We start from the raw sequence: 21,766 nt of genomic DNA on the forward strand, positions 1-21,766 counted from the left end.
TGAGCGGACCGGTCGAAGGGGGCACCCGGTGATGGCCGGGTGCCCCCTTGTCTCGTTCCTGCGTCCGGCTCATCGTGGCCCGAGTGGCCCGCGCCGGGCGGGTGCCGAAGGGGCGGGTGCCGTATGGGCTGGGAGTTCACGGACGACCGGGGGATCACGTTACGGCGTGTCGGGCGGCCCGAGAGGGTGGCCGCGTACGTCCGCGCGGGCGCGGCACTGTGGGATCTGGGGGTGCGGCCCGTCGGGGTGTACGGATCAGGCCACGACGGCGACGAGCCCGACCGCGCCAAGTCCGGCGCCCTGGCCGACGTCCCGTACCTGGGCGCGGGCCAGGCACTCGACGACAGCGCCATTCTCCCCCAGCCTTCGGCCGGGGGGACCCCCATATCGCTTCGCTCCGTACGGCCCGACCTCGTCGTCGATGTCACGTACGACCGGGAGAAGCCGTACGCCGTCCCGGAGGCGGCGGCGAAACGGGCCGGCGCACCCGTCCTCGCCCTCGCGGTCGGCGGCGACACCTCGCTGCCCGGCATCCTGGCGCGCTTCGCGCAACTGGCGGTGGCCCTCGGCGGCGAACCGGCGGGCGGGGAGGGCGAACTGGCCGCCGCGGAGGACGCCGTACGGTCCGCCGCCTCCGCTCCGCTGAAGGTGCTCGCGCTGTCGGCAGCCGGAGCCCGCCAGGTGCATCTCGCCCGGCCCGGGACCTGGCCCGAACTGCGTCATCTGGCCGAACTGGGCGTGGAGTTGGTCGAGCCCGGCGCCGGGGGCGCGAACTGGGCCACGACCACCTGGGAGCACGCCGTCGGTCTCGCCCCCGACCTGGTCCTCGCGGACGCCCGCGGGAACGCCGTACCGGCGGGGGAGTTGGACTCCGTGCCCGCCTGGCACACCATCACCTCGACGGCCACCGTGGAACCCTGGAACCCGGAACTACCGTGCAGCGCCCACGCGTACGCCGCCTTTCTCCGCTCGGTGGCGGACGCACTTGAGGTGCTGGGGGCCAAGAGGTGAGTTTCATGTGACCCGCGGATCGCCTCAGCGGGTCACCCCTGCCGATGACCTCCGCGCACCCGCACATGACATCTGTCATCCGGGAGTGACGACTGCCGGCACTGCCGGGCGGGGTCCGCCCGGCGCCACGCTGGGACACATGACAGCGACTGCGACAGCGGAGGCCACCGGCTCGGTGGTCGGGTTCGATCAGGTGACCAAGACCTACGGAAGCGTACGGGCCGTGGACGGGCTCACGCTGGCCCTGCACCCGGGCGAGACCGTGGCCCTGCTGGGGCCGAACGGGGCGGGCAAGTCCACCACGCTCGACCTGCTGCTCGGCCTGAAGCACCCGGACAGCGGCTCGGTGCGGGTGTTCGGCGGCAGCCCGCGGGACGCCATCGTCGCCGGGCGCGTCGGCGCGATGCTACAGAGCGGCGGGCTGATGGACGAGGTCACGGTCGGCGAACTGGTGGGGCTGGCCTGCGACCTGCACCCGAAACCGTTCCCCGTACCGGAGGTGCTCGCCCGCGCGAGCCTCACGCAGCTGGCGGACCGCAAGGTCAACAAGCTCTCGGGCGGCCAGCAGCAGCGCGTTCGCTTCGCGCTCGCCACGGCCGGGGACAGCGACCTCGTCGTCCTCGACGAGCCGACGACCGGCATGGACGTCTCCGCGCGCCAGGCATTCTGGGCCACCATGCGCGAACAGGCCGACCAGGGGCGGACGGTCCTGTTCGCCACGCACTACCTGGAGGAGGCCGACGCCATCGCCGACCGCGTGCTCGTCCTGCACCGGGGGCGGCTGCTCGCGGACGGTACCGCCGCCGAGATCAAGGCGAAGGCCGGCGCCCGGCGGATCGCGTTCGACCTGGAGGGGCCGATCGACGAGCCCGCGCTGCACGCCCTGCCCTTCCTCACCTCGCTCGACGTGTCGGGCCACACGGTCCGCGTCCAGTCCTCCGACGCCGACGCGACCGTCCACGCCCTGTACGGGCTCGGCGTCTACCCCCGCAACCTCGAAGTGGCCGGGCTCGGTCTGGAGCAGGCCTTCGTCGCCATCACCGCCGCCGAGGAGGCGCGCACCTCATGAACGCCATGAACGGCATCAAGTCCACGAACCCCATGAAGGCCATGAACGGCATGTCCGGTATGCGCGGTCTGATCAAGCTGGAGATCACCCGCGCCCTGCGCAACCGCAAGTTCCTGTTCTTCTCGGTGATCTACCCCTCGGCCCTGTTCCTGCTGATCGCGGGCAGCGCCGACGGCACCACCAAGGTCGACGACACCGGGCTCACCCTGCCGACGTTCTTCATGGTCTCCATGGCGTCCTTCGGCGCGCTGACCGCCGTCCTCATGGGCAACAGCGAGCAGATAGCCAAGGAGCGCGCGAGCGGCTGGGTACGGCAGTTGCGGCTCACCACGCTGCCGGGGCGCGGCTACGTCTTCGCGAAGACCGCGAGCGCGGCCGTGATCAGCCTGCCGTCGATCGTCGTCGTCTTCGTGGTCGCGGCAGCCGTGAAGGACGTACGCCTGGACGCCTGGCAGTGGCTCGCGCTCACCGGCGCGATCTGGGCCGGCAGCCTCGTCTTCGCCGCGCTCGGAGTCGCCATCGGCTACCTGGCGAGCGGTGACGCGGTCCGCCCGATCACGATGATCGTGTACTTCGGCCTGTCCATGCTGGGCGGCCTGTGGATGCCCACGACGACCTTCCCCGACTGGCTGCAGGACATCGCGAAGTGGCTGCCCACGCACGCGTACGCTGCCCTCGGGCAGGCCATCGAGCAGAGCCGGGCCCCGCACGCGACGGACCTCGCCATCCTCGCCGTCTCCTTCGTCCTGTTCGCGGGCGGCGCGGCCTGGCTGTACAGGAAGGACACGCTGAAGGCGTGAGCGGCGTGGAGATCGGCATCGGGCAGCGCCCGCAGAACACCAGGCAGCGGGCGGTCAAGTTCCTCTGGACCGGTATCTGGCTCGCCTATCTGAGCGCGCCCGTGAGCGACCTGCTGCACGGCGGGCACAGCGACGGCGTCCGCGTCCTGGGCGCCGTCGGCCTGGTGGTCTTCGTCGCCTGGTACTTCGCCCTGGTCTTCCGCGCCGGACGCGGAGCGGCCGACGGGGTCGTACTCGGCTCACTGGTCGTGCTCGCGGCCCAGTCCTCGATCCTCTCCCTCTCCCTCGGCCGCGAGTGGCTCGTCCTGTTCGTGTACGTGTCGGTCGCGTCCGGCGCCGCACTGCCGCCGAGGTTCGCCCGGGTGACCATCCCGGCCGTGTCCGCGCTGATGACGGTGATCGCCCTCTCCGTACCGGAGGGGAACGAGTACCTGGCCTCGCTGCTCCTCCCGGCGCTCCTCGGCGGCTTCTCCATGGTCGGCGTCCGCGCCCTGATCCGTACGACGATCGAACTGCGCGAGGCCCGTGCCACCGTCGCCCAGCTCGCCGCCAACGAGGAACGGCTGCGGCTCGCTCGCGACCTGCACGACCTGCTCGGACACTCGCTCTCGCTGATCACGCTGAAGAGCGAGCTCGCGGGCCGGATGCTGCCCGAGCAGCCCGACAAGGCGGCCCAGCAGGTCGCCGACATCGAGAACGTCAGCCGGCAGGCCATGGTCGACGTCCGGGAGGCGGTCACCGGCTACCGGCGGCCCCGGCTGCCCGGCGAACTGGCGGGCGCGCGGGTCGCCCTCACGGCGGCGGGCATCACGGCCGAGCTGCCCACCGAACCGGACCTCACCGGTGTCACCTCGGAGACCGAGTCCGCGCTGGCCTGGGCGCTGCGCGAGGCGGTCACCAACGTCGTACGCCACAGCGGGGCCCGGCGCTGCGCGGTGGAGCTGGTGCGGCGCCAGACACTGGACGGGCCGGTGCTGGAGCTGAGCGTGGAGGACGACGGGGGCGGCGCGGACAACGGTCCGGGCAACGGGCTGACCGGACTGCGGGAGCGGCTGGAGAAGGTCGGCGGAGAGCTGGAGGCGGGCAGCGGACGGCACGGGTTCCGGCTGGTGGCCCGCGTCCCGGCGGCCGCGGCCGCCGTAGGATCCGGGGCATGAGCCGAACGATCAAGGTCCTGCTCGCCGAGGACCAGTCGATGGTCCGCGAGGCGCTGGCCGCCCTGCTCGGCCTCGAACCGGACATCGACGTGGTGGCGCAGGTCGCCCGCGGCGACGAGGTGCTGGCCGCAGTACGCGGGCACGACGTGGATGTGGCGCTCCTGGACATCGAGATGCCGGGCGCCACCGGCATCGAGGCGGCGGCCGAGCTCCACCGGGAGTTCCCCGCGCTCAAGCTGGTCATCCTCACGACCTTCGGCCGCCCCGGCTATCTGCGCAGCGCCATGGAGGCGGGCGCCGACGCGTTCCTCGTGAAGGACGCCCCCGCCGCCCAACTCGCCGAGGCGATACGCAAGGTCCTCACCGGCGAACGCGTCATCGACCCCGCCCTGGCCGCGGCAGCCCTGGCGGAGGGCGCCAACCCGCTGACCGACCGCGAACGCGAGATCCTCCGCGCGGCGGCCGACGGCTCCACCAACGCCGACCTGGCGACGGCCCTGCACCTCTCCCCGGGCACGGTCCGCAACTACCTCTCCACGGCGATCCAGAAACTGGCAGCGCGGAACAGGGCGGAGGCGGTCCTCATCGCGAGGGAGAAGGGCTGGCTGTAGGGCCCCGGCAGGGGCCGGACTCAGTTGAGCATGGCCCGGGCCGCCCGGGCCTGCCGCCGGACCCGATCGGCGGCAGGCTCGTCGACGGCGGCCACGACCTCCGCGTACGCATCGAGTTCCGTCGCCCCCGTGAGGAAGTCGCCCCGCTCGACTAGCAGTTGGGCCCGGTCGTACCGAAGCCGAGCGGGATGGGAGGGCAGCAGCAGGGAGAAGTCGACGGCCCAGAGGGCCACATCGGACCGCTCGGGCCGGGCCGTGGCCCAGGCACGGACGTTGTTGAGGATCCGCAGCACGACATCGAGCGGATCGGCGGGCGACAGCATCGAGGGATCCAGCGGCGCGCCCGTCGCACCGGCCACCAGCAACTCGGCGTCGGTCCCGGTCAGCACCCGGCCGCCGTCGAAGGGATCGGCCAGCACCTGCTGCTCCGGCGGACCGAAGCCGACGACGAAGTGCCCGGGCAGGGCGACCCCGTACACGGGTGCGCCGGCCCGCCTCGCGACCTCCATCCACACCACCGAGAGCAGGATGGGTAGCCCGCGCCGCCGCCGCAGCACCTCGTGCAGCAGCGAGGAGTCCAGCCGCTGGTAGTCGCCGGGCGTACCCCGGAACCCGCAGCGGCCGCCCAGGTGCTCGGCGAGCGCCGTGGCCCAGGACCGCGGTCCGCCGGGCCGGAACGGCAGCTCCCCGGCCAGCCGGTCCAGCTCGATCTGCGCCGCGTCCAGCCCGGCCTCGTCCAGTTCCCCGTCGGCCTGGGCGCCCACCAGCAGACACAACGCCGACAGATCGGGCCGCTCGGCCCGCGCCTCGTCGCCGAACCGCCGCCGCCACTCGGCGCTCCGCTCGGGCCCGGGAGGATGAAGAGGACGCATAGCTGCCTCGTGCCCTTTCACGCCGATCGATACCGCTCTGTGGCCCCGCCACGGATTTCGCCGCCGGAAGCGTGGCCGACCTGTTCGTCGGCGCCCGTGGAGCTCCCGCCGCCCGTTTCCTGGGGCCCGCGATAGTGGTGATACGCGTGATGAGCCGCGAAGCCCATGCCGGCGTACAGGGCCCGGGCGCCCGCGTTGTCGGCCTCCACCTGGAGCCATGCCGCCGAGGCACCCTCGGAAAGGGCCCGGCGGGCCAGGGCCGTCATGACCGTGGTGGCAAGACCCTGGCGACGCAGGGACGGATCGACCTCCACCGCCGCGAACCCGGCCCAGCGCCCGTCGATCACACAGCGGCCGATCGCCGCCGGTACGCCCGGCTCGGCTCCAGGCACGGTCGCGAACCACACCGAGGGCCCTCCCCCACTCTCGGCTTCGATCGAGCGGGGGGACCCCCCTCCCAGTACCTCCAGAGCCACCCCGCTCACGCCCTTGCGCTGATAGCGGCCGAGCCACGCCTCGTCCGCCTCGCGCGCCAGCACGACGGGCCGGTCCGGGCCGGGGTCCGGGAGATCACCGATCGGCGCCAGAGCGCCGATCCACATCTCCGCGGTCACCTCGCGCCTCCACCCCCGCGCCTCCAGCTCCGCGCACAGCAGCTCCTGCGTGCCCGCGGCTCCGGTCGCGGTCTGCACGTACGCGGGCAGCCCCCGGGTGGCGTACCACTCCTGTACGAGTGACAACGCGTCGTCAAGCGGTACGCCCGGGGCGCCGAGCGGCAGCACCGAGTTGGCACGCCGGGTGAACCCCGCGGCGGCCCGCAGCTCCCACTCGCCGAGCCGCTCCCGCTCGACCGGCTGCCAGGCCCGGGCGGCGACCCGCGCCAGCTCCTCGTACGAGGCGGCCGGGCCTCTGCGTCGGGCCGGCGCGGACGGCACGACCTTGCCCGCCACCAGCGCTGATTCCGGAATGCGGACGCTCTCCCCGGACCGTCGTGTGATCAGCAGCACACCGTCGTCCCATGATGTGAGAACGCCAACCGTGTCGGTGAACTTCTCACTCTCAGGAGGGTCTTCGCGCAACCGTCGCACCGAGACGCGTTTCCCCACGTCAGCGGGGGTAACACGGACTTCGAGACGGAAGTGTGCGGAGAATTCCACAGCTCAGTCCAACCCTCCTGTTCGGATCATGCCCAGGAACGGAGATACTAGGTGCGGGCATCGACGACGCCGCGCTCCCGCGCGCCAGGTGGCGGAGCCTGAAGACGGCTCGCCAGCGCCCTATCGAGGAGGAACGACAGCGTGACCTACGTCATCGCGCAGCCTTGTGTCGACGTCAAGGACAAGGCGTGCATCGAGGAGTGCCCGGTCGACTGCATCTACGAGGGCTCCCGGTCCTTGTACATCCACCCGGACGAATGCGTCGACTGTGGTGCCTGTGAGCCGGTCTGCCCGGTCGAGGCGATCTTCTACGAGGACGACACTCCCGAGGAGTGGAAGGACTACTACAAGGCGAACGTCGAGTTCTTCGACGAGCTCGGCTCGCCCGGCGGTGCCAGCAAGCTGGGACTCATCGAGCGCGACCACCCCTTCGTCGCAGCGCTGCCGCCGCAGAACCAGTAAGCGGTACGTACGCCGGGGCCCGCCCAGCGACGCTGCGGCCCCGCCCCAGCGGCAGAACGCCGCCTCGGTCCCGTACGGCCTGCCGCCGTACGGGACCGAGGCGTTTGCCGTACGTGCCACCTGTCCGTACGGACGCCCCCGTCCGTGCGAGAAAGTGAGCCAGAACCCGTGTCCGCAGTCTCCGACCGGCTTCCCACCTTCCCCTGGGACAAGCTGGAGCCCTTCAAGGCGACGGCCGCCGCTCACCCGGGCGGCATCGTCGACCTGTCCGTCGGCACCCCGGTCGACCCGGTGCCCGACCTGATCCAGAAAGCCCTGGTCGCGGCAGCCGACTCGCCCGGCTATCCCACGGTGTGGGGCACGCCGGAGCTGCGGGACGCCCTGGTGGGCTGGTGCGAGCGACGGCTGGGCGCACGGGACCTCACCCACCGCAACGTCCTGCCGGTGGTCGGCTCCAAGGAACTGGTGGCCTGGCTGCCGACGCAGCTGGGCCTCGGCCCCGGCGACCGGGTCGCCTACCCGCGCCTGGCGTACCCGACGTACGAGGTCGGCGCACGCCTGGCCCGCGCGGACCACGTGGCCTACGACACGGAGACATTTGCGGCTGCCGCCGAGGGGACGGACCTGGACCCCACCGGCCTCAAGCTGCTGTGGCTCAACTCCCCGTCGAACCCGACCGGCCGGGTGCTGTCCCTCCCGGAACTGACCCGGATCGTGGCCTGGGCGCGCGAGCACGGCATCCTCGTCTTCTCCGACGAGTGCTACCTCGAACTGGGCTGGGAGGCCGACCCGGTCTCGGTCCTGCACCCCGAGGTGTGCGGCGGCTCGTACGAGGGGATCGTGTCGGTCCACTCGATGTCGAAGCGGTCGAACCTCGCGGGCTACCGCTCGGCGTTCCTGGCCGGTGACGGCGCGGTCCTCGGCGACCTCCTCCAGATCCGCAAGCACGGCGGCATGATGACCTCCGCGCCCACTCAGGCCGCTACGGTCGCCGCCCTCTCCGACGACACCCACGTCCAGGAACAGCGCGCCCGCTACACGGCCCGCCGCACCGCCCTGCGCGACGCCCTCCTGGCCCACGGTTTCCGCATCGAACACAGCGAGGCCAGCCTCTACCTCTGGGCCACCAGGGACGAGCCCTGCTGGGACACGGTGGCCCACCTGGCCGACCTCGGCATCCTGGTGGCCCCGGGCGACTTCTACGGCCCGGCGGGCGACCGGTTCGTCCGCGTGGCACTGACGGCAACGGACGAACGGGTGGGGGCAGCGGTAGCCCGCCTGACCTGACACAACCCGCACCCGCCCACCCACCGGGCAAGAGGGAACACAAGAGAAGGGGTCCAGGGAAGAACTCCCTGGACCCCTTCTCCGTAAAGCCCCCGGGGGGCTTAGCCGAGCGGCAGGCCCTGAAGCGGCAGCTGCCCCGCTCCGGGCAACCCGCCACCGGTGGCCCCCGCGGCGTCACCGAGCACCTCACCCGCGGTCCCGGCGGCATCGCCGGCGGTCTTCTGCGCGGCGGGAGTCGTGGTCTTGACGGCCTTGCCGCCGGTCTTGCCCGCGGTCGGCACGGCCTTCTTGACGGCCTTGCTGCCCGCGTCACCCGCGAGCCCGGTGGCGTTCTGCGTGGCGCCGTCGACGGTGGTGCCCGCGTTGTCCAGCGCGGTCAGTCCGCCGAGGTCGGGGGTGGCCGGGAGTTCGGCCGCGCTCGCGGAGCCGGCCGCACCGACCCCGGCTGCCGCTCCCGCTGCGACGAGCAGCGCGGCACGGGCGATCCGGCGGGTCAGGGGGAGGGACATGATGCTCCTTTGACGGAAGAGAACGGTGAAGTGTCGTGCCGTGCCCGGCAGTTGACCGACTGGCTGTCGGTCTGCCGTCGATCGACCGGCTGTTGATCGTTCCGGGCTCGGACGCAGTGACTACCGCTCGAAGTCCGCGAAGGTTGCGGTGGCCCAACGTAAAGAGTTGGCAATGCGTCGCATTATCGGCTGTGGAGAAACCCGGGCAAAGAACGCACGGTGAGAAAGTCTGCCGAATCGCTACGGCCCTTTGACCCCAAGGGATTTGGCGGATTCGCCGGAGGCGTGGGAAGGGTCGGAGGAAATACCTGGCCGGCCGTCGACATGCCGCGCCGGGCGTACCCCCAACGGGTGACGGCCCGTACTACTGTCCGGTGACGATTCGGACTTCGCCCGTGGAGTTCCACGCACCCGAGTCGTCGCGCCACTCGCTCCGCGTGTTCCCGGCCGTCCATGCCCGGCCCGCGTACGAGACGCGCTCGACGTGCAGCGCCGACGAGTTGGCCACCGCCCAGTGCGCCAGGGCCCAGCCGCGCCGCCGCTCCCCGCCCTCCGCGGCCGGGGTCTTCGGAACGGTCACGGTCACGGTGCGCGTGCCGCCGGGGCCGTTGGTACCGGTCGACGAGGTCGACGGCACGGCCGACGGAGCCGACGGGGAGGTCGACGGCGCGGCGGCCACCTCGGCGCCCGTCTCCTGGAACGCGTCGCGCCCGAAGTCCCGTACGAGCGCGGCACGCACCGCGTCCGGGCCCTCGGGTGCCGTGCTCATCCGCCCCTCGCAGGTGAAGGTGGCGGCCGCGCGCCCGGTCAGGGCCGCGGCGAGGAGTGTGGCGTCCGGCTCGTGCTTCGCGTACGCCTCCGGGAAGCCGCTGCGCTGGACGCGCTGCGCGGCGACGGTGAGTGGGAGTTTCGTGTAGTCCGGCACCTTCTCCAGGTGCTCGTAGAACTCGCCCGCCGCGTACGCCGGGTCCAGGATCTCCTTCTCGGTGCCCCAGCCCTGCGACGGCCGCTGCTGGAACAGGCCCAGCGAATCACGGTCGCCGTGGCTGATGTTGCGCAGGGCGGACTCCTGGAGAGCCGTAGCGAGGGCGATCGTGACGGCACGCTCGGGCACGCCGAGGTTGGTGCCGACGGCCGTGATCGTCGCCGCGTTCACCGCCTGTTCCGCCGTGAACTCGTACGACGCTCCGTCGCCCTTGCCTGAGACGACCGTGCACTTCGGTTCTCCTGTGCTCCCTGTCAGGTACTGCACGGCGAGATAGCCGGCGAGGGCGAGCAGCACGGCGAAGGCGGCTCCGGAGCGGAGGAGACGGCCACGGCGTACGGACCTGGCGGAGGTGGAGGACGGCTCTGGCACGCGTACAAGGTACTGGAGAGTACTGTCGGCCATCCGTGGGACTGTGGACAAGCCAGTGACGGCAGAGGTATCAGGCCACCGACCTGGCCGGGACGCGTGCCGCGTTAGGGTCGACGGCATGGCCGACACCCAACTTGACCTCGCCCTGGACGCCGCCCGGCTCACCGCGCAGCTCGTCGACTTCCCCTCCGAGAGCGGCACCGAGAAGCCCCTCGCGGACGCGATCGAGGGCGTGCTGAGGGCCCTGCCGCACCTGACGGTCGACCGGTACGGCAACAATGTCGTCGCGCGTACGAACCTGGGCCGGGCCGAGCGCGTGATCCTGGCCGGCCACATCGACACGGTCCCGATCGCAGACAACGTGCCCTCGCGCCTCGACGAGGACGGCGTGCTGTGGGGCTGCGGCACCTGCGACATGAAGGCGGGCGTCGCCGTCCAGCTGCGGATCGCGGCCACGGTCCCGGCCCCCAACCGCGACCTCACCTTCGTCTTCTACGACAACGAAGAGGTCGCCGCACACCTCAACGGGCTGAAGCATGTGTCCGAGGCACACCCTCAGTGGCTGGAGGGCGACTTCGCGGTCCTCCTGGAGCCCTCCGACGGCCAGGTCGAGGGCGGCTGCCAGGGCACCCTGCGGGTGCTGCTGAGGACGAAGGGTGAGCGGGCGCACTCCGCGCGCAGCTGGATGGGCTCCAACGCCATCCACGCCGCCGCCCCGATCCTCGCGCGCCTCGCCGCCTACGAGCCGCGCTACCCGGTCATCGACGGCCTGGAGTACCGCGAGGGCCTCAACGCCGTCGGCATCTCGGGCGGGGTGGCGGGAAACGTCATCCCCGACGAGTGCGTGGTGACCGTCAACTTCCGTTACGCGCCCGACCGCACGGAGGCCGAAGCGCTGGCCCACGTCCACGAGGTCTTCGCCGACTGCGGTGTCGAGGAGTTCGTGGTCGACGACCACAGCGGCGCGGCACTGCCGGGCCTCTCCCACCCCGCGGCCGCCGCCTTCATCGAGGCCGTCGGGGGCACCCCCCAGCCCAAGTACGGCTGGACGGACGTCTCCCGCTTCAGCGCGCTCGGCGTCCCGGCCGTCAACTACGGCCCCGGAAACCCGCATCTGGCACACAAGCGGGACGAAAGGGTGGAAACCGCGAAGGTCCTCGCGGGCGAGGAGCGGCTGAGGGCGTGGCTGACCGCCTGACCCGTACCTGACGGCGGTTCACGGCGGACATGTCGGCGTCCCCCCTCCGTAACCCGCGTAGATCTACGCTGGGGTGGAACGACCCGCACGTCTGAAGGGAGCGGACATGGCTACTGGCAACCCGGAGGGCAAGAAGCGGCCACCGGAGGAGCAGCGGCTGGGCCCCGTGCTGCGCAGGCGGGAGCAGGTGCAGGCGAGCACGACGGACCAGCGGCTGCTGGACGCGGGCGGGCCCTCGGACTGGGTCCACACCGATCCCTGGCGGGTGCTGCGCATCCAGTCGGAGTTCATCGAAGGCTTCGGCACGCTGGCCGAACTCCCGCCCGCGATCAGTGTGTTCGGCTCGGCGCGGACGCCGGCGGACTCTCCGGAGTACGAGGCGGGGGTCGCGCTCGGACGCGGTCTCGTCGAGGCGGGCTTCGCCGTGATCACGGGTGGCGGCCCCGGCGCCATGGAGGCCGCCAACAAGGGCGCCTGCGAGGCTAAGGGCATCTCCGTCGGCCTCGGCATCGAGCTGCCCTTCGAGCAGGGGCTCAACCAGTACGTCGACATCGGGCTCAACTTCCGCTACTTCTTCGTACGGAAGATGATGTTCGTGAAGTACGCCCAGGGGTTCGTGGTCCTGCCCGGCGGGCTCGGCACCCTCGACGAACTCTTCGAGGCCCTCACCCTCGTCCAGACCCAGAAGGTCACCCGCTTCCCGATCGTCCTCTTCGGTACGGAGTACTGGGGCGGCCTTGTCGACTGGCTCAAGAACACCCTGATCGCCCAGGGCAAGGCCTCCGAGAAGGACCTCCTCCTCTTCCACCTCACGGACGACGTGGACGAGGCGGTGGCGCTGGTGTCGAAGGAGGCGGGGAGGTAGGGGGCTTTTCCCTCGCCCCCGCCGCCCCTTCCCGTCCCGTCCCTGGGGGCTGCGCCCCCAGACCCCCGCTATCGCGCTGACGCGCTCGTCCTCAAACGCCGGACAGGCTGAAATCAGCCCCTCGGGCGTTTGAGGAGCGGGGGTTCGGGGGCGGAGCCCCTGAGTAAGGGACGATGGGGGTCCCCCCGCTCTGGGGGCACCTCCCGGCCGGAGGCTGGGGGAGAAGCCGAGAGTGGGGGAGGGTAGGGGCGGCGGGGGCGAAAAAAGCCCTACGCCAACCCCCGCCGGGCAACGGCAGGCGGCCGGTGGCCGGCGATGGACGCCACCATGTCCAGGACCTGCCGCGTCTCGGCAACCTCGTGGACCCGGTACACCTGCGCCCCCAGCCACGCCGAAACGGCGGTCGTCGCGAGCGTCCCCACCACCCGCTCCTTCACCGGCCGATCGAGCGTCTCACCCACAAAGTCCTTGTTGGACAGGGAAACCAGCACGGGCCAACCGGTGTCCACCATCTCCCCAAGACGCCGCGTCGCCTCAAGACTGTGCCGCGTGTTCTTCCCGAAGTCGTGCCCGGGATCGATCAGCACGGACTCCCGCGCCACCCCCACCGCAACGGCCCGCTCGGCCAGCCCCACCGTCACCCGCAGGATGTCGGCCATGACGTCGTCGTAGGCGATGCGGTGCGGACGGGTCCGAGGCTGCGTCTCACCGGCGTGCGTGCACACCAGCCCCACCCCGTACCGCCCGGCGACCTCCGCGAGCCGCGGATCGACCCCGCCCCACGCGTCGTTGAGCAGGTCCGCACCCACGTCGCACACGGCCTCGCCCACCTCGTGCCGCCAGGTGTCCACGCTGATGATCACGTCGGGGAACCGGCGCCGAACCTCGGCGACGAAGCCGACCGTCCGCCGCGCCTCCTCCTCGGCCGTGACCTCCTCGCCCGGCCCCGCCTTGACCCCGCCGATGTCGATGATGGCGGCGCCCTCGGACACCGCCTGCTCCACGCGCGCGAGCGCGGGCTCGTCGCGGAAGGTGGCGCCCTGGTCGTAGAAGGAGTCGGGGGTCCGGTTCACGATCGCCATGATCACCGGCTCGTGCGCCCCGAACTCACGCCTGCCCAGCCTGAGCATCCCCTGTGACCTCTCCCAGTAGTCGGCAGCGGATGTCGCCGTTCCGCCGCCTGCGACCCTAACTGTCAGAGCCGCATGGCACGATCGGGGTCTGACACTTTCCGCGCCGACGCGTCCGCGTCGGCACCAGAGCGCGGCGGCACCGGCTGAGGCGCCCCGGAGGCACAGCACAATGGAAAAGGGGTACCTCAGCGATGTTCATGTTCTTGTTCCTGGTCGTCGCCCTCGTCGTCGTGGTCGGCGCGGTGACACTCTCCGTGGTGGGCGGCGGTGAGAGCGGAGCCCTTCCCGAGACACCGCCGGAGCGCCTCCAGGACCCGTTGCCCCTGGACCGCCCCGTGCACCGCGGTGACGTGGAGGCACTGCGCTTCCCGCTCACGATGCGCGGCTACCGCATGGCGGACGTGGACGACGCCCTGGGCCGCCTCGGTGCCGAGCTGGCCGAGCGGGACGCCCGGATCTCCGACCTGGAGGCCGCGCTGGCCGGAGCGGCCCACGCGGCCCGGTCCACCTCTCTGGAGAAGCCCGCCGAGGAGGACCACCGGTGAGCGACGCCCTGAAGGGCCCCGACGGCGCCCTGCGCTGCCCCTGGGCCCTGTCCACCGAGGACTACGTGGCGTACCACGACGAGGAGTGGGGCCGCCCGGTCCACGGCGACGACGAGCTGTACGAGCGGCTGTGCCTGGAGGCCTTCCAGTCGGGTCTCTCCTGGATCACGATTCTGCGTCGCCGCGAGGGCTTCCGTACCGCCTTCGCGGGCTTCAAGATCTCCGAGGTCGCCACGTTCACGGACGCCGACAAGGAGCGCCTCCTCGCCGACCCCGGCATCATCCGCAACCGCGCCAAGATCGAGGCGACGGTGGCCAACGCGCGCGTACTCACGGAATGGGCGCCGGGCGAGCTGGACGAACTGATCTGGTCCTTCGCCCCGGACCCGACGACCCGCCCGGCCCCGAAGGCCCTCGCCGACGTCGCCGCGGTCACCGACGAGTCGACAGCCCTCTCCAAGGCCCTCAAGAAGCAGGGCATCCGCTTCGTCGGCCCGACCACGGCCTACGCGTTGATGCAGGCCTGCGGCCTGGTCAACGACCACTTGCGGGACTGCGTGGCGAGGGCCCACCGCCCCGCACCCTCTGAACCGGCCCGATCCAGCTGAACCGGCCCGATCCAGCGAAGCGTCACCGCCCCAAGTACTTCGGCTTCTCCTTGTCGACGAACGCCTGCACAGCGATCACGTGATCCTCGGAGGCCCCGGCCCGCGTCTGCAGCTCGTCCTCCTTCTCCAACGTCTCGTCCAGGGAATGCGAGAGGCCGAACGCAAGAGACTCCTTGAGCGCGGCGTACGCCGAGGTCGGCCCCTCGGCCAGACTCCGAGCCACCTTCACCGCCTCGGCCGCCAGCTCGGCAGACGGCACGATCCGATTGGCGATCCCCAGCTCGTACGCCTCCTGGGCGGTGATGCTGCGCGGAAACAGCAGCAGATCCGCGGCCCGCGAAGGCCCGACGACCCGGGGCAGCGTCCACGAGACCCCGGAGTCGGCGGTCAACGCGACTCCGGCGAACGACGTGTTGAAGGCGGCCGTGTCGGCAACGATGCGATAGTCCGCCGCGAGCGCGAAACCGAAGCCGGCACCGGCCGCGACGCCGTTGACCGCCGCCACGACCGGCTTCGCCGCACCGGTCAGGGCTCGCACGATCGGGTTGTAGTGCTCCTTGACGGTGGTCATGACACGCTTGCCCGAGCCCGGCTCGCGCGCCGCCAGCAGCACGCCGATGTGCTCCTTGAGGTCCTGGCCCACACAGAAGGCCCGGTCTCCGGCGGCGGTGAGCAGCACGGCCCGTACGGAGTCGTCCGCCGCGGCCGCCTGTGCCGCCTCGCGGAAGGCGACCTTGGTCTCGGTGTTCATCGCGTTCATCGCCTCGGGGCGGTTGAGCGTGATCGTCGCGAGTCCGTCGCTCACCTCGTAGAGCACGGTGTCGGCCATGGGGGTCCCCTCCGGTTCGCGGCTCCGTCGTACCCATCGGTACGTCCTGGTCTGAGGACAGCATGGCGGAGATCACGAGCGACGGAGGGGTTCGGACATGTGACCTGCGTCAAAGAATTCCGGGGTCCGAAAGTCCATGCGGCGGCGCGTCGGCGGCGCAGTATCGCAGCCACTTCGGCGAATTGAGTGGTTTTGCTCAAGCGCGTTGCGCAAGCGATGCCGACTGATGTTGGTCATCGGGTCCTGAGATGCGGGATAATGGCCTGGAAGCAATGTGTTCGATGCCGGTGACGCGTGTCCGACGAGAGGATGCGTGCCCTTCAGTGGGGCCGTCGGCGACGATGAGCTGGTTTCAGGAAGGGGAACGAGCATGGCGGCCATGAAGCCGCGGACGGGCGATGGCCCGCTCGAGGTGACCAAGGAGGGGCGGGGCATCGTCATGCGCGTTCCGCTCGAAGGCGGCGGTCGGCTCGTCGTCGAGCTGACCCCTGACGAGGCCGACGCGCTCGGCGACGCCCTCAAGAAGGTCGTCGGCTGACGCGGAACGCGACCATACCTGTCCACTGCCCCGGCATCCAAAGTGATGCCGGGGCAGTGGGTTTTCAGGGGTACGTCAGTGACGTATGCCGTGTGTGTTCGTGCAGGTCAGCAGGGGTTTAGGGGCGGTCCGGCGTAGGGCCGGATCAGCGTTTGACCGCGCACAGCAGGCCGTCGCCGACGGGCAGGAGCGAGGGGATCAGCTCCTGGCTCTCGCGGACCGCGCGCAGCAGCTCGCGCAGCCGCAGGACCTCCGTGGGCTGCGGGCCCGACTCCACGGTCCGGCCGTTCGCGAAGACACCCTCGAAGACGACCAGGCCACCGGGCCTGAGCAGGCGCAACGATTCAGCGAGGTAGTCGAGGCTCTCGAGACGGTCGCCGTCGCAGAAGACGAGGTCGTATCCCGCGTCCGCGAGCCGGGGCAGGACGTCCAGCGCACGGCCCGGGATGAAGCGGGCCCGGTTGCTCGCGAAGCCGCACGCGCGGAAGGCCTGGCGGGCGAACTGCTGGTGCTCCGGCTCCGGATCCACGGTCGTCAGTACACCGTCCGGCCGCATGCCGTGCAGAAGATGCATTCCGGAGACCCCGGTACCGGTCCCGATCTCCGCGACCGCCTTGGCGTCCACGGTGGCGGCGAGCAGTCGCAGCGCGGCGCCGGTGCCGGGCGACACAGAGCGCAGCCCTGCGTCCCGGGCCCGGTCCCGGGCCCAGTGCAGTGCTTCGTCCTCGGCGACAAAGGCGTCGGCGAACGCCCAGCTCGTCAGCCGGTTGCCGGTAATGGCCCTCTCCCGTCCCCGTGGTTGCCTGGGCGTGACTGTATCCGTTGCCGCCGGGAACCCGCAGATGGGACCGGGCGTTTAGAGGGGGTGGGGAACTACGCGGGGGGTGGCAGATGGATCAGGACGCAGGGACAGCGACACAGCAAGTGCTGACGCGCCCATATGAGCGCGTATCAAATTCTCGTAAAACCGCTTATCCGGAGCTAACGGGCGAGGTGGCTATGGTAGGGGCTCCACCGGACACCACCAGAGCCGACAGGGGAGGTGCGGCTGCGCCTGTGGATCGAGGAGGGGTGCTGAGGCGCCTGCTCAGATCGGCGGGTGAGCCGAAATCTGTGAACAACACCGCTGACCATTCCCGTACTGCTGACTCCGCTCAGACCGCGACCTTCACGTCCGAGGCGGACTCGCAGGCGTGGACTCCGCCCACCTGGGAGGAGATCGTCAGCACGCACAGCGCCAGGGTCTACCGTCTCGCCTATCGTCTGACGGGCAACCAGCACGACGCCGAGGACCTGACCCAGGAAGTCTTCGTCCGGGTCTTCCGTTCCCTGTCGACGTACACGCCGGGCACCTTCGAGGGCTGGCTCCACCGCATCACCACCAACCTCTTCCTGGACATGGTCCGCCGCAAGCAGCGCATCCGCTTCGACGCCCTGGGCGACGACGCGGCCGAGCGCCTGCCCAGCCGCGAGCCCTCCCCGCAGCAGGTCTTCAACGACACGCACTTCGACGCGGACGTCCAGCAGGCCCTCGACACACTCGCCCCGGAGTTCCGCGCCGCGGTCGTCCTGTGCGACATCGAAGGGCTTTCGTACGAGGAGATCGCCGCGACCCTGGGCGTCAAGCTCGGCACGGTCCGCAGCCGCATCCACCGCGGCCGATCCCAGCTGCGCAAGGCGCTCGCCCACCGCTCTCCCGAGGCCCGTGCCGAGCGCCGCGGTTTCGCGGTCAGCGGAGTGCCCGCTCTGGGAGGAGGGGGCGCGAGCGCGTGAGTGGATCACGGCTTAATCCTGCCGATCGGCCCCTTACCGAGCAGCACCTCGGCGACCGGCTCTCCGCCCTCGTGGACGGCGAGCTCGGTCACGAGGCGCGCGAGCGTGTCCTGGCACACCTCGCCACGTGCGCGAGGTGCAAAGCCGAGGCCGACGAGCAGCGACGACTGAAGAACGTGTTCGCGGAGGTCGCCCCGCCGCCCCCCTCGGAGAGTTTCCTGGCCCGTCTGCAGGGGCTCCCCGGAGGAGGCGACTCGGACGGCGACGGTTCCGCGCTGGGCGGGGGAGGGTTCGGCACGTCCGGAGTCTTCGGCATGAAGCCGGACTCCTTCGGCTATGTGCCGTCCGGCCCCCACGCCGCCGTGCTGCCCTCCGAGCAGCGCGGGTTCCGCATCCATGACATAAGCCGGCGTGAGGCCGAGCGGTCGGCCTCACGGGGACTGCGTTTCGCGGCCGCCGCGGCCGGTGCCGTGTCGCTCGCCGCGATCGCGCTCGGCGGGGTGTCGACCGGCATGCCGACGGACACCACGGACGCGCGCGGCGGGTCGGGCTCCGGAAGCAATGTGACCCCGATGCGGACGACGAACGCGGGCGGGGCGACCAACCCCGACTCGCAGCGCCGCCGGTCCCTGACACCGCTGCTCGCGCAGGGACAGCGCTCCTTCACCGGGGAGGGGGGCGCGCAGACCGAGCTGTCCGCGCCGCTGCTGCCCGGGGTGCCCGCGCCCCTCACGCCCTCGCCGGCCGAGCACGGTGCGCGCACGCTGCACGCGCTGACCACCCCCGTGGTGGCCGGTGCCGCCGCGATGTCCCCGCTCATACGTCCTTTCAGCCCCGCCCCGCCGGTCGCGCTGACCGCGTTCTCGACGGCGTCGGAGCTGGAGACGTCCCTGCTGCCACTGCTGCCGCCGTCCGACTCGTCCGCCTCACCTTCGCCTTCCTCTCCCGGCTGAACCGGCCCTCTGCGCGGCGGCCCGTGAACCTGGTTGAATCCAGGGATGGGCCGCGCCCGCGGTAGGAACCCGGGCGGGGAGTGGACAAACCGCGGTGACCGCCGACGCGTCGAGCCGCGGGTCAGGTGTGGGGAGAGCATGGACGAGGGCAAGCCCACGAAGCCGAAGTGGTGGAGCCGGCCCCGGACCGACGTGCCGGAATCCGCTCCGGCGGACCCGGTTTCCACGGGGGACGGCACGAGTGGGTTCCACGGGGGCGACATGGACGGCGACTTCGAGCTGGAGAAGCCGATCGGTGCCGGTGCCGTTGCAGGTGCTTCAGGTGCTTCAGGTGCTTCAGGTGCTTCAGGTGGCTCCGGTGGTGCTGGTGTCCCGGATGGCGCGGGCGTTTCCGGTGGTGCGGGTGCAGCCGGCGTCGCGGACACCCTGGGCGGCGAGGTCCCGACCGGTTCCACCGCGGCGCCGGGCCGGGTGCCGGGCCAGGCAGCGGGCCGGGTACCGAGCCAGGTGCCGGCCGACGCGAGCGGTGGCGCCGACGTGCCCGGCGAGCGGCCTGAGCCTCTCGGTGAGCGGCCCAGGCCTCTGCACGATCCGGATCCCTACAGCACGCCGCCCTACGGCGGGCCCGGTCCCTGGGCGCCCGCGCCCCCGGTCCAGCACCCGGGGACGACTCCCGCGCAGGGCACGGCCGTCCATGCCGTGACTCCGCCCCAGGGCACTCCGGCAGGAGCCGGGCCCGAGGACTCCGCCCCGCGGCCGGCCGCCACGCAGGGCATCCTCGGACCGGCGCTGCCTTCCGGCTACCGCCAGGCGGCGGCCCCTCTCCACGGCGCTCCCGACCACGGCCCCGCCGACCACGGCGCCCCCGCGCCGGCCCCGGTTCCCCACCCCTCGGCCCCGCACGCCCTGGCGGCGCCCGCCCCCGTGCCCCACCCCGACGCTCAGGCCCACCCCCAGGCGCATCCCCAGACCCACCCCCAGGCGCCCCACGCCCCCTGGCAGAACTACGACCCCTGGGCCGCCGCACCCCTCCAGCAGAACGGGGCGGCCGTCGAGAGCACGACCGGGCGGCGTCGGCGTACGAGGCGGGCGCTGGTCCTCGGGGCCGCGCTCCTCGCCCTCGTGTCCGGCGGCGTCGGCGGGGCCGTAGGGGCGTATCTGGAGCGCAACGGCGGGATCGACGACGTCGAGCTGCCGCAGGCCGGGACCGAGGCCAAGGGACGGGCCGCGGACAGCGTGGCCGGGATCGCGGCCAGCGCGCTGCCCAGCGTGGTGACCCTGCATGTGAGCGGGTCGGAGGCGCAGGGCACCGGCACCGGGTTCGTGCTCGACCAGCGCGGCCACATCCTCACCAACAACCACGTCGTCGACCCGGCGGACGGCAGCGGCGAGATAACCGTGACCTTCAGCGGCGGCCAGACCGCCAAGGCCGAGGTCGTCGGTAACGACAGCGGCTACGACCTCGCCGTCGTGAAGGTGAGCGGTGTCAGCGGCCTCAAGCCCCTGGCCCTCGGCAACTCCGACAACGTCCAGGTCGGCGACCCGGTCGTGGCCATCGGCGCCCCCTTCGACCTGGAGAACACCGTCACCGCCGGCATCATCAGCGCCAAGGAGCGCCCCATCACGGCGGGCGGCGAGGAGGGCGACGGCAGCGACATCTCGTACGTGGACGCGCTGCAGACGGACGCCCCGATAAACCCCGGCAACTCGGGCGGCCCGCTGGTCGACTCCAAGGCCCGGGTCATCGGCATCAACAGCGCCATCCGCTCCGCCGACAGCGGCTCGGACCTGGAGGGCGGCCAGTCCGGCTCGATCGGCCTCGGGTTTGCCATCCCGATCAACCAGGGCAAGCGCGTCGCCGAGGAGCTCATCAACACCGGCAAGGCCACCCATCCGGTGATCGGCGTGACGCTCGACATGGACTACAGCGGCGACGGCGCCCGCGTCGGCACCAAGGGCAACGACGGCAGCCCCCCGGTCAACCAGGACGGGCCCGGCGAACGGGCCGGCATCAAGCCCGGCGACGTCATCACCGAGGTCGACGGACAGCGCGTGCACTCCGGCGAGGAGCTCATCGTCAAGACCCGGGCCCACCGCCCCGGCGACCGCCTGGAGCTGACGCTGGAGCGCGACGGCAAGGAGAAGAAGGTCACGCTCGTACTCGGCTCCGCCGACGGTGACTGACGGAACGGCTGAGCGGGGGCGGACGGGCGGATGGGCGGACGGACGGCACGAGTGGGCCGATCGCGCGCGGCAACCGACAGGAACTTCACAGGAAGCGGGCCGAACCCGGGTCCCATCAGGCAAACATCCTGGAAAACCCGGCGTTTACACGCGGTCGGAGGGCCCGGGACAGTACCGGACGGACAGGATCGCCGGGTACCGTGGACCCGGCCCGGACCACGGAAAGACCTGCCGAGGGCCGAGGACATCGCAAGGAGCTGAAGGTGTTCAATGACATAGGACCGCTCGAGCTCGTGACGCTCGTTGTCCTTGCCGTGCTCGTCTTCGGCCCGGAGAAGCTCCCGAAGATGATCCAGGACGTCACGCGCACCATCCGCAAGATCCGTGAGTTCTCGGAGAGCGCCAAGGCGGACATCCGCGAGGAACTCGGCCCGGAGTTCAAGGACTTCGAGTTCGAGGACCTCAACCCCAAGACGTACCTCCGCAAGCAGCTGGACAACGACGAGCTGGGGCTCAAGGAGATCCGTAACGGCTTCGACCTGAAGAAGGAGATGGCCGACGTCACGGACGCGGTGCACGGCCGCGAGTCCGACTCCTCAGCCGCCGACTCCTCTTCCTCGTCGTCCTCCTCCTCGTCCGGTTCCACCGGCGGCACCGTCGACATGACGAAGAAGCGCGAGAAGCTCGCTCAGGACGAGCGCCCGCCGTTCGACGCCGACGCGACCTGATCCGGCCCCGGCCGCTCGGCCGACCGGCTCTGACCTGGGCCGACTCGGGCCGCTTGGCACGGCCCGAGTCCTGGGCGTACGCCCGCGGGCCTTCGACATGCGGCACGCCCGCCGTCCGGA

General features: G+C 71.5%; 23 protein-coding genes. 16 read left to right on the top strand and 7 right to left on the bottom strand.

Going from position 1 to position 21,766, the window contains the following annotated elements; translation table 11 throughout:
* Positions 1–123: 123 nt before the first annotated feature.
* From ACH4YP_RS07415 to ACH4YP_RS07435, 5 genes are all read left to right on the top strand, one after another.
* The gene (locus tag ACH4YP_RS07415; RefSeq protein ID WP_398489782.1) at positions 124–1,011 is read left to right on the top strand and encodes an ABC transporter substrate-binding protein; all 888 of its coding nucleotides are present in this window, start codon (positions 124–126) and stop codon (positions 1,009–1,011) included.
* 139 nt (positions 1,012–1,150) lie between these two features.
* Positions 1,151–2,080 carry an ABC transporter ATP-binding protein gene (locus ACH4YP_RS07420; RefSeq protein WP_398489784.1) on the top strand — a complete coding sequence of 310 codons (930 nt, stop codon included), beginning with the start codon at positions 1,151–1,153 and terminating at the stop codon, positions 2,078–2,080.
* A gap of 59 nt (positions 2,081–2,139) precedes the next feature.
* Positions 2,140–2,880, top strand: a complete 741-nt coding sequence (locus tag ACH4YP_RS07425) for an ABC transporter permease (protein ID WP_361073017.1) — start codon at positions 2,140–2,142, stop codon at positions 2,878–2,880.
* Positions 2,877–4,037 (top strand): sensor histidine kinase, encoded by a 1,161-nt coding sequence (locus ACH4YP_RS07430; protein WP_398489785.1) that lies wholly within the window; start codon positions 2,877–2,879, stop codon positions 4,035–4,037. The genes ACH4YP_RS07425 and ACH4YP_RS07430 overlap by 4 nt, the downstream gene beginning before the upstream one ends.
* The gene (locus tag ACH4YP_RS07435; RefSeq protein WP_361072455.1) at positions 4,034–4,648 is read left to right on the top strand and encodes a response regulator transcription factor; all 615 of its coding nucleotides are present in this window, start codon (positions 4,034–4,036) and stop codon (positions 4,646–4,648) included. The genes ACH4YP_RS07430 and ACH4YP_RS07435 overlap by 4 nt, the downstream gene beginning before the upstream one ends.
* A 20-nt stretch (positions 4,649–4,668) precedes the next feature.
* Here ACH4YP_RS07435 and ACH4YP_RS07440 read toward each other — a convergent pair whose 3' ends face one another.
* Positions 4,669–5,520 carry a transglutaminase-like domain-containing protein gene (locus ACH4YP_RS07440; protein ID WP_398489787.1) on the bottom strand — a complete coding sequence of 284 codons (852 nt, stop codon included), beginning with the start codon at positions 5,518–5,520 and terminating at the stop codon, positions 4,669–4,671.
* Between the two features lie 17 nt (positions 5,521–5,537).
* Positions 5,538–6,677: a GNAT family N-acetyltransferase gene (locus ACH4YP_RS07445; RefSeq protein WP_398489789.1), complete on the bottom strand. Its 1,140-nt coding sequence runs from the start codon at positions 6,675–6,677 to the stop codon at positions 5,538–5,540.
* 141 nt (positions 6,678–6,818) lie between these two features.
* On the opposite strand from ACH4YP_RS07445, the gene fdxA reads away from it, so the two are divergent.
* Complete coding sequence (fdxA, locus tag ACH4YP_RS07450) at positions 6,819–7,139, top strand: ferredoxin (protein WP_019058397.1); 321 nt, start codon at positions 6,819–6,821, stop codon at positions 7,137–7,139.
* A 168-nt stretch (positions 7,140–7,307) separates the two neighbouring features.
* Positions 7,308–8,426: a bifunctional succinyldiaminopimelate transaminase/glutamate-prephenate aminotransferase gene (locus ACH4YP_RS07455; RefSeq protein WP_361072464.1), complete on the top strand. Its 1,119-nt coding sequence runs from the start codon at positions 7,308–7,310 to the stop codon at positions 8,424–8,426.
* A gap of 101 nt (positions 8,427–8,527) precedes the next feature.
* On the opposite strand, the gene ACH4YP_RS07460 is transcribed toward ACH4YP_RS07455, so the two are convergent.
* The gene (locus ACH4YP_RS07460; protein WP_361072467.1) at positions 8,528–8,935 is read right to left on the bottom strand and encodes an ATP-binding protein; all 408 of its coding nucleotides are present in this window, start codon (positions 8,933–8,935) and stop codon (positions 8,528–8,530) included.
* Positions 8,936–9,299: 364 nt separating this feature from the next.
* Positions 9,300–10,325: a heavy metal transporter gene (locus ACH4YP_RS07465; protein WP_398489791.1), complete on the bottom strand. Its 1,026-nt coding sequence runs from the start codon at positions 10,323–10,325 to the stop codon at positions 9,300–9,302.
* Positions 10,326–10,410: 85 nt separating this feature from the next.
* Here ACH4YP_RS07465 and dapE point away from each other — a divergent pair, with 85 nt between their 5' ends.
* A complete protein-coding gene (gene dapE / locus ACH4YP_RS07470; RefSeq protein ID WP_398489793.1) occupies positions 10,411–11,490 on the top strand; it encodes a succinyl-diaminopimelate desuccinylase in 1,080 nt (359 codons plus the stop codon).
* 106 nt (positions 11,491–11,596) lie between these two features.
* On the top strand, positions 11,597–12,355 hold the full coding sequence (locus ACH4YP_RS07475) for a TIGR00730 family Rossman fold protein (protein WP_361072476.1): 759 nt from the start codon (positions 11,597–11,599) through the stop codon (positions 12,353–12,355).
* A gap of 269 nt (positions 12,356–12,624) precedes the next feature.
* Here ACH4YP_RS07475 and folP read toward each other — a convergent pair whose 3' ends face one another.
* Positions 12,625–13,485 carry a dihydropteroate synthase gene (gene folP / locus ACH4YP_RS07480; protein ID WP_398489795.1) on the bottom strand — a complete coding sequence of 287 codons (861 nt, stop codon included), beginning with the start codon at positions 13,483–13,485 and terminating at the stop codon, positions 12,625–12,627.
* 194 nt (positions 13,486–13,679) lie between these two features.
* Between folP and ACH4YP_RS07485 the strand changes: the two genes are divergently transcribed.
* Positions 13,680–14,033 (top strand): DivIVA domain-containing protein, encoded by a 354-nt coding sequence (locus tag ACH4YP_RS07485; RefSeq protein WP_055614046.1) that lies wholly within the window; start codon positions 13,680–13,682, stop codon positions 14,031–14,033.
* On the top strand, positions 14,030–14,641 hold the full coding sequence (locus ACH4YP_RS07490) for a DNA-3-methyladenine glycosylase I (RefSeq protein ID WP_398489797.1): 612 nt from the start codon (positions 14,030–14,032) through the stop codon (positions 14,639–14,641). The genes ACH4YP_RS07485 and ACH4YP_RS07490 overlap by 4 nt, the downstream gene beginning before the upstream one ends.
* Before the next feature lie 22 nt (positions 14,642–14,663).
* Here ACH4YP_RS07490 and ACH4YP_RS07495 read toward each other — a convergent pair whose 3' ends face one another.
* The gene (locus tag ACH4YP_RS07495; protein ID WP_361057328.1) at positions 14,664–15,470 is read right to left on the bottom strand and encodes an enoyl-CoA hydratase-related protein; all 807 of its coding nucleotides are present in this window, start codon (positions 15,468–15,470) and stop codon (positions 14,664–14,666) included.
* A 370-nt stretch (positions 15,471–15,840) separates the two neighbouring features.
* Between ACH4YP_RS07495 and ACH4YP_RS07500 the strand changes: the two genes are divergently transcribed.
* Positions 15,841–16,008, top strand: coding sequence for a DUF3117 domain-containing protein (locus ACH4YP_RS07500; RefSeq protein WP_003966491.1), 168 nt, complete (start codon positions 15,841–15,843; stop codon positions 16,006–16,008).
* Between the two features lie 145 nt (positions 16,009–16,153).
* Here the strand turns inward: ACH4YP_RS07500 and ACH4YP_RS07505 are convergent, their stop codons facing one another.
* Positions 16,154–16,852, bottom strand: a complete 699-nt coding sequence (locus ACH4YP_RS07505) for an O-methyltransferase (protein ID WP_398490034.1) — start codon at positions 16,850–16,852, stop codon at positions 16,154–16,156.
* Positions 16,853–17,079: 227 nt separating this feature from the next.
* On the opposite strand from ACH4YP_RS07505, the gene sigE reads away from it, so the two are divergent.
* From sigE to ACH4YP_RS07525, 4 genes are all read left to right on the top strand, one after another.
* A complete protein-coding gene (gene sigE / locus ACH4YP_RS07510) occupies positions 17,080–17,781 on the top strand; it encodes an RNA polymerase sigma factor SigE (RefSeq protein WP_361057331.1) in 702 nt (233 codons plus the stop codon).
* The gene (locus tag ACH4YP_RS07515) at positions 17,778–18,734 is read left to right on the top strand and encodes an anti-sigma factor (protein WP_361057334.1); all 957 of its coding nucleotides are present in this window, start codon (positions 17,778–17,780) and stop codon (positions 18,732–18,734) included. The genes sigE and ACH4YP_RS07515 overlap by 4 nt, the downstream gene beginning before the upstream one ends.
* Before the next feature lie 138 nt (positions 18,735–18,872).
* Positions 18,873–20,918 (top strand): trypsin-like peptidase domain-containing protein, encoded by a 2,046-nt coding sequence (locus ACH4YP_RS07520; protein ID WP_398489798.1) that lies wholly within the window; start codon positions 18,873–18,875, stop codon positions 20,916–20,918.
* A gap of 263 nt (positions 20,919–21,181) precedes the next feature.
* Positions 21,182–21,646 (top strand): sec-independent translocase, encoded by a 465-nt coding sequence (locus ACH4YP_RS07525; protein WP_361057340.1) that lies wholly within the window; start codon positions 21,182–21,184, stop codon positions 21,644–21,646.
* Positions 21,647–21,766: the final 120 nt, after the last annotated feature.

Source organism: Streptomyces sp. NPDC020747, assembly GCF_044334695.1.
Classification (GTDB): Bacteria; Actinomycetota; Actinomycetes; order Streptomycetales; family Streptomycetaceae; genus Streptomyces.